Raw genomic sequence first — 8,600 nt, forward strand, 5'->3', positions numbered from 1 at the left:
GCAGACTTTCACGACATCGTTTTACCAGACCGGAATCAGGATGAGCCAGTACGAATTCAGCGTAGCGGCGCAGGTACAGTACCTGCCCGACGAGTCGGACCCGGAGCGCCGTCAGTATGCGTTCGCTTACACGCTGACCATCCGCAATAGCGGTCAGGTGCCGGCACAACTGATTGCGCGCCATTGGGTGATTACCGATAGCGACAAACACGAACAGGAAGTGAAAGGGCTCGGCGTGGTCGGCCATCAGCCGCTGCTCAAACCTGGCGAGCAGTTCGAATATACGAGTTGGGCGGTGATTGCGACGCCCGTCGGCACTATGCGCGGGGAGTATTTCTGCGTCGCCGAAGACGGCGAGCGCTTCGAAGCGCCGGTGCCCGAGTTCGTCCTGCGCATGCCGCGCACGCTGCATTGAACCGGCGGCGCCGCACGCGGTCTTTAAACTGCTCTAGCGTTGTTTGTCGCGGTTTGCTTTTTTCTTGCCGGACGACATATAGACAACGATGAAAACGAGCAGGAAAAGCGCGACCAGCAATTCCGGCACGAGCATGAGCGCTGGGTATTCGTCGAACAGATCAGACATGGCGGTTTCCATTCAGAACAAACATTGTATGCGGTTAGCCGGCCAGGTCTCCGGCTGGCTGGGGGCGCTTTCCATTGCGGTGTTGCTCGCTTCGTGTGGTGGTAGCGGCGTGGTGCGGACTTCCGGGCCGCCGACTGGCGCCGCAATCATCCCAGGGCAGATCGCGTCTGCGCGACTCACGCAGGTTGCGTGGCAACAGGTGCCGGGTTGGCAGGACGATTCGCTGATCGGCGCGACCGCTGCGCTGCGGCAGAATTGTTTGCGGCTCGCCAGTCAACGGAACTGGCAGCGCGCTTGTGCGGCCGCAGCGCAGATCGACGATCTGGACCTGAACAGCGCGCGTGCCTTTTTCGAAGCCTATTTCACCCCGTACCAGTTCGCGAATACCGATGGCACGCTCGACGGCCTCGTGACCGGCTATTACGAGCCGTTGTTGCGCGGCTCGCTGACCCGGCATGGCGTCTATCAGACGGCGCTGTACCGCTGGCCGGCGGGCTACCGCACGGGCGGCGAATTGCCGAGCCGCGCGCAACTCGAGCGCTCGGGCGTGCTCAACGGTAACGAACTCGTTTGGGTCGACGATCCGATCGAAGCGTTTTTCCTGCAGGTTCAAGGCTCCGGGCGAGTGGTGATGGAAGACGGCAGCGTCGTGCGCCTCGGTTTCGGCGGCACCAATAACCAGCCGTACAAGTCGATTGGGCGCTGGCTGCTGGATCGCGGTGAACTGACACCCGCTCAGGCGACGATGCAGGGCATCAAGGCGTGGGCACGCGCCAATCCGACACGCGTCGATGCATTGCTGGATACCAATCCGCGCTTTGTGTTCTTTCGTGAAATGCCGTCAGTTGAGAACATTCCGAGTGGCGGCGCGGATGGCCCGATCGGTGCTTTAGGCGTGCCGTTGACACCGGAGCGTTCGATTGCGGTCGACCCGTCCTCGATCCCGTTGGGGACGCCGGTCTTCCTGCAGACGACCCGTCCGCTAACCAATTCGCCGATGAACCGCCTGGTGTTTGCGCAGGACACCGGTTCTGCGATCAAGGGTGGCGTGCGGGCCGACTATTTCTGGGGCCTCGGCGACGACGCGGGCGATCTGGCCGGCAAGATGAAGCAGGCCGGGCGGATGTGGTTGCTGCTGCCGAATTCGTGATGGGGTGGTGGGGTGTTGCGGGTTGGGGGGATTCGCGTTGTGAGCACCAGCACCAGCGCTAGCAGGGGCAGCGGGATCGTCGCCCCCCGGCCGAAACGACGCCGCCAGCGTTCTTAGGCGCTCATTTTCCGCTTGTCGACCACACGCCGCGCCTTTCCCACCGAACGTTCAATACCGTTCACCGCCAACACATTCACCACGGCGCTGATACCGATCAGGGCCTTGATGTCGTAGGTCAGCGCCTGCTTCGCTGCGCTCAGCGCAGCAGTGTCGGGCGCCGTCTCTGGGCACGGCTCGACGTTGAGCGTCATCACATCTAGCGGACCATCTTTCGTGAGGACGATCTGATAGTGCGGCGCGAGTGCGCGTTGCTTCAGCAGCAGTTCCTCGATCTGCGTCGGGAAGACGTTCACGCCACGCACGATCATCATGTCGTCCGAGCGGCCGGTGATCTTCTCCATCCGGCGCATCGTCCGCGCGGTGCCCGGTAGCAGACGTGTGAGATCGCGCGTGCGGTAGCGGATGATCGGCAGCGCTTCTTTCGTCAGCGACGTGAACACCAGTTCACCCAATTCGCCGTCCGGCAGTACTTCGCCGGTTTCCGGGTCGATGATCTCCGGGTAAAAGTGATCCTCCCAGATGGTCGGACCGTCCTTGGTCTCCACGCATTCCGAGGCCACGCCCGGCCCCATCACCTCGGACAGGCCATAGATATCCACTGCATCGATGCCCATGCGTTTTTCGATGGCGCTGCGCATGTCGTTGGTCCACGGCTCCGCTCCGAAAATGCCGATGCGCAACGAAGTTTGAGCCGGCTCGATGCCTTGCCTTTCCAGTTCATCGGCGATCGACAGCATGTAGCTCGGCGTCACCATGATGATGTCTGGTCGGAAATCCTGAATGAGCTGGACCTGCTTTTCAGTCTGACCGCCGCCGAACGGGATCACGGTGAGACCCGCGCGTTCCGCACCGTAGTGCGCGCCCAAGCCGCCCGTGAAGAGACCGTAGCCGTAGCTCACGTGTACCTTGTCGCCACGCCGTGCGCCAGCGGCGCGAATCGAACGGGCGACCACGTTGGCCCACGTGTCGATATCTCGCGCCGTATAGCCGACCACCGTCGGCTTGCCCGTCGTACCCGAGGACGCATGAATCCGTGAGACCTGCTCCTGCGGGACGGCGAACATACCGAACGGGTAGTTGTCGCGCAGATCCTTTTTGGACGTGAACGGGAAGCGGGACAGGTCCGCGAGCGTTTTGACCTCACCTGGGTGAACTCCGGCTTCATCGAACTTGCGCCGATAGACCGGCGAATTCTCGTAAGCGTGCGTGAGCGACCATTTCAGCCGTTCAAGCTGGAGCGCGGCGAGTTCGTCGCGGCTCGCCGTTTCGATCGGCTCGAGCGGGAGCGTGGTGTTCATTGAGTGTCTCCTTGCTTCTTCAGAATGGGTTGCAGTGCGCGCGGCTGCGTTTGAATGGGTGCCGTGCGAGCCGCAGAGTTCAGCGTTCGGTCGGGATTACGTTGCCTTTGATTTGCGCCGATTTGCCGCGAAACATCGCCACGGTTTCGCCCGCGCGATTCGTTACACGAATGTCGTAGATCCCGGTGCGTCCGATTAACGTCTGCTCAACGGCTTCGGCGGTCAGCACATCGCCACCTTGCACGGGACGCAGAAATTCGATCGAGCAACCCGCTGCCACCGTGCTGATGTTGTAGCTATTGCAGGCGAACGCGAAGGCGGAGTCGGCAAGCGTGAAGATCAGTCCGCCGTGGCAGATCTGATGGCCGTTGAGGAAGTCGGTGCGCACCGTCATGCGCAGGCGCGCATAACCGGGCCGGACTTCCAGCAATTCGAATCCCAGCGCACGGCTGCAGGCATCGGACGCGTACATAGCCTCAGCGGTGGCGCGTGCCAGTTCGTCGGGCGACAGCGTGGCGGTGCGGTCTGGTTGTGTCGACATGTCAGCAGCCCTCGAAACGCGGTGCGCGTTTTTCGATGAAGGCTTGCACGCCTTCCGCGTAGTCGTGGGATGCGCCTAGCTCACGCTGCAGATCGCGCTCGAGGTCGAGCTGCTGATCGAGCGTTTGCGTAGCGCTTGCGCGCATCGCCTGCTTGATCGCGGCGATTGCGCGAGTTGGCTGCTGGGCGAGATGGGCGGCGAGTTTGGCCGCTGCGGCGGCGAGCTCCGCGTCTTCGACGACTTGCCACACGAGTCCCCAGCTTTCGGCCTTCTCCGCGCCCAGCTTGTCGCCGGTGATGGCGAGGCCAAGCGCGCGGGCCATACCGACGCGCTGCGGCAGGAACCATGTGCCGCCTGAATCGGGCACGAGGCCGATCTTCACGAATGCCTGAATGAAGCTGGCCGAGCGCGCTGCGAGCACCAGGTCGCAGGCCAGTGCCAGATTGGCCCCCGCGCCAGCCGCGGTGCCGTTCACTGCGGCGATCACCGGCAGGGGCAACGCCTGTAGCCGGCGGATCAGCGAATTGAAGTGCTCGTCGATCAACTCGCCGAGGTCGGTCATTGCGCCGGGCGTGAAGTCCAGATCGGCCAGGTCCTGGCCCGCGCAAAAGCCGCGGCCAGCGCCCGTCAGCACGAGAGCTCGCGCACCTGCAGCGACGACTTCGTCGAGCGCGGCGCTGAGTTCGCGATGCATCGCCCGGGTGAAGCTGTTGAGCTTGTCGGGGCGGTTTAGCGTCACGGTAGCGACGCGGCTTGATGCGTCAAAATCGACGCGGATCGCTTCATATGACATCGGTTGTCTCCTCCTGGCTATTTGGTAGCCCTTGAGCGAAATACGGTTTGTTTGCGTCAGACCCGCTCGATGGCCAGTGCAATGCCTTGGCCTACGCCAATGCACATCGTGCACAGCGCGAAGCGGCCGTTAGTGCGTTCGAGCTGGTAGAGCGCGGTCGTGATGAGCCGCGCGCCCGAGGCGCCGAGCGGGTGACCCAGGGCGATGGCTCCGCCGTTGGGGTTGACGCGCGGATCGTCGTCGCGCAAGCCGAGCGTGCGCAGCACCGCCAGGCCCTGCGAAGCGAAGGCTTCATTCAACTCGATGACGTCGAATTGCTCCAACGACATGCCGAGCTGCTTCAGCAACTTTTGCGTAGCGGGGGCGGGTCCAATGCCCATAATGCGAGGCTCGACGCCAGCTGTCGCCATACCAATGACACGCGCCCGACGGCGAAGTCCGTATTGATCGGCGGCCGCCTGATTGGCGAGCAACAGCGCACAGGCGCCGTCGTTCACGCCCGACGCATTGCCGGCGGTTACGCTGCCATCGGGCCGCACAACACCCTTGAGTTTGCCGAGCGCTTCCAGCGAGGTTTCGCGGGGATGTTCATCCAGCGTGACCCGAACCGGGTCGCCTTTCTTCTGCGCGATTTCGACGGCGACAATCTCTTGCGCCAGCGTGCCGTCGCGTTGTGCTTGCGCGGCTTTTTGCTGGCTGCGCAGGGCGAACGCGTCCTGATCCGCGCGGCTCACGCTGAACTCGACGGCGACGTTTTCGGCCGTTTCGGGCATCGAATCGACGCCAAAGTCGCGCTTCATTAGCGCATTGACGAAACGCCAGCCGATCGTCGTGTCGTGAATCTCGGCTTGCCGCGAGAACGCACTGGCTGCCTTGCCCATCACGAACGGCGCGCGCGTCATGCTTTCGACGCCACCTGCGATCATCAGGCGAGCTTCTCCCGCCTTGATAGCGCGAGCGGCGGTGCCAACCGCGTCCATGCCCGAGCCGCAAAGCCGATTGATGGTGGCGCCCGGTGCCTCAGTAGGTAAGCCGGCGAGCAGGGCCGCCATGCGCGCGACGTTCCGGTTGTCTTCGCCTGCCTGATTTGCGCAGCCGTAGATCACGTCGTCGAGCGCGCGCCAGTCCACGCCAGGGTTGCGTTCGATCAACGCCCTGATTGGCACCGCGCCCAGGTCGTCGGCGCGGACGTCTTTCAAGGCGCCGCCGTAGCGGCCGAATGGAGTGCGAATCGCGTCGCAGATGAAAGCGTCGTTCATGCTGGATTCCTGCTGATGGCGGACCGGGCTGAAATGCCGGTCCCGTGTCTCATGTTAGTCGGGGCGGGTCGGGCGTTCCATTCGGCCAAACGGCCTAAGACGCATCGACCCGTTCCGTCCTATGTCTTTCAGCCGACTGCCACTGGGGCCGCTTTCGGTTCAACATGAACGCGACTTTGAACGACACGGAAGCGGTTTGCGACGAATGCGGCGTCGGCAAGCGCGGCGTTGGCCGCCGGGTTCGCGCCGGTGCCGTGGAAGTCGGAGAAGGCGGCCGACTGGTTGACGAACACGCCACCGGTCAGATTGATGGACAGCGCAACGCCGCCGCGAATCGAGGCTTCGTGGGCGGCTTCGATAACGGCTTCGTCGGAGCTGTATACCGAGAACGTTAGCGCGCCGTGTTCGGCTGCGAGCTTGCCGGCAAGCTCGAGCGACTGCGCGGTCGAATCAGTTGCGATGACGAATGAGATCGGACCGAACCATTCCTTGGTGAATTTTGCCGAGTCGGTCGCAGCATCAAGCTGCAGGACGAGCGGCGTGCGCACGCGGGCACCTGCAAAAGCCGGGTGTTCGAGCGACTGGCTCTCGACCAGCACGCGGCCCAGCTTGCCGGCTTCCTCGATGCGCTGCACGACGCCTTCATTCTGGATCGCGCCAAGCAGTTCAACGGCGCGGGCGGGATCGGCAACCAGTTTTTGCACGGCGTCGGCGAGTGTCTGCGCAACCGCGTCGAAGCTGAGCATGCCGTCGGCGGTGCGGATGCCGTCGCGCGGTATATAGATGTTTTGCGGCGCCGTGCACATCTGGCCGGAATAGAGCGCCAGCGAGAAAGCAATGTTCCGCGCCACGGCTTTGATGTCGGCTGCCGAGTCGATCACGATCTGGTTGACGCCGGCCTTCTCCGTGTACACCTGTGCCTGATGAGCATGGTGTTCGAGCCAGGTGCCGTTTTGCGTGCTGCCGGTGAAGTCGATCAGCTTGATCTCGGGGCGTAGTGCGAGATCCTGGACGAGTGCACCGTCGTTCGGGTTGGTGGCGAGGAGCGTGACGACGTTCGGATCGAAACCCGCTTCGCGTAAGACGTCTCGCGCGATGCGGACGGTAATTGCCAGCGGCAGGATGGCGCCCGGGTGGGGTTTGACAATGACCGCGTTGCCGGTTGCCAGATCGGCGAAGAGACCGGGATAACCATTCCACGTCGGGAAGGTGCAGCAACCGAGTACCAGCCCAGTGCCGCGCGGGACGACGGTATAACGCTTATGCATCGCAAGGGGCGGGTTTTTGCCTTGCGGCTTTTCCCAGTGCGCGTCAGCCGGAATGCGGCGCAACTGGTCCCACGCGTACACGACGGCCTCGAGCGCGCGGTCCTGGGCATGCGGTCCGCCTGCCTGGAACGCCATCATGAACGCCTGACCGGTGGTGTGCATGACGCTGTAGCCGATCTCGAAACTCGCGCGGTTCACGCGCGCCAGAATTTCGAGGCTCACGCCGATCCATGCCTGCGGGCCGGCGGCACGCCAACTCGTTTGTGCGGCAGCAGCGGCGGCGAGCAGGGTATCCGGGTCGGCTTTGGGATAGCGGACGCCGAGCGGGAAGCCGAACGGCGAAACCTCGGCTCCGACGGTTTCCCCGGTGGCGGGTTGGTCGAGTTCGAAAGTCTGATTCAGGTGAGCCTTGAATGCCGCCTCACCATCAGCGTTCGCTGTTTCCCCGTACACTTTAGGACTAGGCATCTCCACGAACGGGCTCCAGTAGCCGCGTGTCTCGATGGCGGCGAGCGCCTTTTGCAGCGTGTCTTCGTTCTTGGAAAATAGCGGATGTGTCATGGCGAAAGTGGGGGCTGAAGTTTAGGAGAAACCTTGTCGAATAATTGACCGACCGGTTGGTTGGTGAATGTTAGCATTATTAGGACGGCGGCGCGAAGCGTTTTCGCGCGACTCATTCTTCATACAAAGGAGGCTGCATGGCTTACGAGAATATTCTGGTGGAGACCCGTGGACGGGTCGGTCTGGTCACGCTGAACCGCCCAAAGGCGCTGAATGCGCTGAACGATGCGCTAATGGATGAGTTGGGCGCGGCTTTGAAGGCATTTGATGCCGACGATGACATCGGGGCGATCGTCATCACGGGCAGTGAGAAAGCCTTCGCCGCTGGTGCCGACATCGGCATGATGGCGACCTACACCTATATGGATGTCTACAAGGGCGATTACATCACCCGCAATTGGGAGACCGTACGCACAATCCGCAAGCCGATCATTGCGGCTGTCGCAGGCTTTGCGCTTGGCGGCGGATGCGAACTGGCGATGATGTGCGACATCATCCTGGCCGCAGATACGGCCAAGTTCGGTCAACCGGAAATCAAGCTCGGCATCATGCCCGGCGCCGGCGGTACGCAACGGTTACCGCGCGCGGTATCGAAAGCGAAGGCCATGGATCTTTGTCTGACGGCGCGCTTTATGGATGCAGCCGAGGCAGAGCGTGCAGGATTGGTGTCCCGGGTTGTTCCCGCCGCGTCGTTGCTCGACGAAGCGGTCGCTGCGGCGGCGACGATCGCTGAGTTCCCGTTACCCGCAGTCATGATGGTCAAGGAGTCGGTGAATCGCGCCTACGAAACGACGCTTGCAGAGGGTGTCCATTTCGAGCGCCGACTATTCCATTCGCTGTTCGCGACTGAGGATCAAAAGGAGGGGATGGCTGCCTTCGTGGAGAAGCGCAAACCGGTCTTCAAGCATCGGTAATGAGGCTATCAAAATAACGCTTGCCAGGCCCGGTTGGGCTCGCTAGAATCTCGTTCTTTCGCGTTCCGGACACCGGAGCGCGGGAGACGGGAGAGCCAGCAGTGGCAAGGCTT

The 8,600-nt window shown here is 62.6% G+C and carries 9 protein-coding genes; 3 read left to right on the top strand and 6 right to left on the bottom strand.

Annotated elements, in window-relative coordinates:
* The first annotated feature begins 40 nt into the window (after positions 1–40).
* Positions 41–415: a Co2+/Mg2+ efflux protein ApaG gene (gene apaG / locus P3T40_RS35105; RefSeq protein ID WP_074262575.1), complete on the top strand. Its 375-nt coding sequence runs from the start codon at positions 41–43 to the stop codon at positions 413–415.
* Between the two features lie 33 nt (positions 416–448).
* Here the strand turns inward: apaG and P3T40_RS35110 are convergent, their stop codons facing one another.
* On the bottom strand, positions 449–583 hold the full coding sequence (locus P3T40_RS35110; protein WP_429272299.1) for a hypothetical protein: 135 nt from the start codon (positions 581–583) through the stop codon (positions 449–451).
* 28 nt (positions 584–611) lie between these two features.
* On the opposite strand from P3T40_RS35110, the gene mltA reads away from it, so the two are divergent.
* Positions 612–1,733: a murein transglycosylase A gene (gene mltA / locus P3T40_RS35115; protein WP_429272300.1), complete on the top strand. Its 1,122-nt coding sequence runs from the start codon at positions 612–614 to the stop codon at positions 1,731–1,733.
* Between the two features lie 113 nt (positions 1,734–1,846).
* Here mltA and paaK read toward each other — a convergent pair whose 3' ends face one another.
* The 5 genes from paaK to paaN form a co-directional block, all read right to left on the bottom strand.
* Positions 1,847–3,151: a phenylacetate--CoA ligase PaaK gene (gene paaK / locus P3T40_RS35120; protein WP_429272301.1), complete on the bottom strand. Its 1,305-nt coding sequence runs from the start codon at positions 3,149–3,151 to the stop codon at positions 1,847–1,849.
* 79 nt (positions 3,152–3,230) lie between these two features.
* Positions 3,231–3,692 carry a hydroxyphenylacetyl-CoA thioesterase PaaI gene (paaI, locus tag P3T40_RS35125; protein ID WP_429272302.1) on the bottom strand — a complete coding sequence of 154 codons (462 nt, stop codon included), beginning with the start codon at positions 3,690–3,692 and terminating at the stop codon, positions 3,231–3,233.
* A 1-nt stretch (position 3,693) separates the two neighbouring features.
* Positions 3,694–4,485, bottom strand: coding sequence for a 2-(1,2-epoxy-1,2-dihydrophenyl)acetyl-CoA isomerase PaaG (paaG, locus tag P3T40_RS35130; protein ID WP_429272303.1), 792 nt, complete (start codon positions 4,483–4,485; stop codon positions 3,694–3,696).
* Between the two features lie 56 nt (positions 4,486–4,541).
* On the bottom strand, positions 4,542–5,744 hold the full coding sequence (pcaF, locus tag P3T40_RS35135; RefSeq protein WP_429272304.1) for a 3-oxoadipyl-CoA thiolase: 1,203 nt from the start codon (positions 5,742–5,744) through the stop codon (positions 4,542–4,544).
* 128 nt (positions 5,745–5,872) lie between these two features.
* A complete protein-coding gene (gene paaN / locus P3T40_RS35140; protein WP_429272305.1) occupies positions 5,873–7,573 on the bottom strand; it encodes a phenylacetic acid degradation protein PaaN in 1,701 nt (566 codons plus the stop codon).
* Between the two features lie 137 nt (positions 7,574–7,710).
* Here paaN and P3T40_RS35145 point away from each other — a divergent pair, with 137 nt between their 5' ends.
* Positions 7,711–8,487, top strand: coding sequence for an enoyl-CoA hydratase (locus tag P3T40_RS35145; RefSeq protein ID WP_429272306.1), 777 nt, complete (start codon positions 7,711–7,713; stop codon positions 8,485–8,487).
* Positions 8,488–8,600 lie beyond the last annotated feature (113 nt).

The organism is Paraburkholderia sp. EB58 (genome assembly GCF_050436665.1).
Lineage (GTDB): Bacteria > Pseudomonadota > Gammaproteobacteria > Burkholderiales > Burkholderiaceae > Paraburkholderia.

What these genes read in the sequence shown, in the direction of transcription:
- P3T40_RS35145 (WP_429272306.1), top strand. Translation starts at nt 7,711, where the DNA reads ATGGCTTACGAGAATATTCTGGTGGAGACCCGTGGACGGGTCGGTCTG.
- apaG (WP_074262575.1), top strand. Translation starts at nt 41, where the DNA reads ATGAGCCAGTACGAATTCAGCGTAGCGGCGCAGGTACAGTACCTGCCC.
- paaI (WP_429272302.1), bottom strand. Translation starts at nt 3,692, where the DNA reads ATGTCGACACAACCAGACCGCACCGCCACGCTGTCGCCCGACGAACTG.
- paaN (WP_429272305.1), bottom strand. Translation starts at nt 7,573, where the DNA reads ATGACACATCCGCTATTTTCCAAGAACGAAGACACGCTGCAAAAGGCG.
- mltA (WP_429272300.1), top strand. Translation starts at nt 612, where the DNA reads ATGCGGTTAGCCGGCCAGGTCTCCGGCTGGCTGGGGGCGCTTTCCATT.
- paaK (WP_429272301.1), bottom strand. Translation starts at nt 3,151, where the DNA reads ATGAACACCACGCTCCCGCTCGAGCCGATCGAAACGGCGAGCCGCGAC.
- pcaF (WP_429272304.1), bottom strand. Translation starts at nt 5,744, where the DNA reads ATGAACGACGCTTTCATCTGCGACGCGATTCGCACTCCATTCGGCCGC.
- paaG (WP_429272303.1), bottom strand. Translation starts at nt 4,485, where the DNA reads ATGTCATATGAAGCGATCCGCGTCGATTTTGACGCATCAAGCCGCGTC.
- P3T40_RS35110 (WP_429272299.1), bottom strand. Translation starts at nt 583, where the DNA reads ATGTCTGATCTGTTCGACGAATACCCAGCGCTCATGCTCGTGCCGGAA.